Raw genomic sequence first — 678 nt, forward strand, 5'->3', positions numbered from 1 at the left:
GCTGTTTTACGCGTATGACAGGATACGGAGGACGGTTGTGGCGCACGTCTTCGGTGAACGCACTCTGGCCACACTGGAGCGTCTTCTGAGCCTGCTGTCGGCCTTTGAGGTCGTGGTATGGATGACGGATGGCTGGCCGCTGTATGAATCACGCCTGAAGGGAAAGCTGCACGTTATCAGCAAGCGTTACACTCAGCGCATTGAGCGACATAATCTGAATCTGAGACAACATCTGGCAAGGCTGGGACGGAAGTCACTGTCGTTCTCAAAATCGGTGGAGCTGCATGACAAGGTCATCGGGCATTATCTGAACATAAAACACTATCAGTAAGTTGGAGTCATTACCGAGCTGTTCTTCCCCAGCACAATCACCGAAAATGGTTCGTCGACCGCGCAGAGTTCCCGAGTCCCGGTTTACCTGAGCAACACCGACAAGTGCGCTGATTTCACGTCTCGAGAGGCTGCTCGATTCAGGCATTTCCGCCAGCAATGCTGCGGCAGTCATGGCTCTAACACCTCAGACGTTCAGTAAGCTCTTTAAAGTAACTCTGAATGTGCCTGTTCATATCTGGGTCTTCCCCGATCATGGTGGGAAGGCTTAGAACGCCATATTCAGTTTCCCATAGTGGAACATCACTCCCAGCTTAAAGCGCTCCCGGTTGCGGTAGCCCTTGGCTT

General features: G+C 52.5%; 2 pseudogenes. One reads left to right on the forward strand and one right to left on the reverse strand.

Annotated features, from left to right (window positions below):
* Positions 1-331, forward strand: a pseudogene (locus BHE85_RS17660) (IS1-like element IS1X2 family transposase); the annotation flags it as partial.
* Between the two features lie 27 nt (positions 332-358).
* Here the strand turns inward: BHE85_RS17660 and BHE85_RS17665 are convergent.
* Positions 359-569 (reverse strand): annotated as a pseudogene (locus tag BHE85_RS17665) (transposase); the annotation flags it as partial.
* Positions 570-678: the final 109 nt, after the last annotated feature.

The sequence above is a fragment of the Shigella sp. FC1567 genome (genome assembly GCF_001743015.1).
In the GTDB taxonomy this organism is placed as follows: domain Bacteria; phylum Pseudomonadota; class Gammaproteobacteria; order Enterobacterales; family Enterobacteriaceae; genus Escherichia; species Escherichia coli.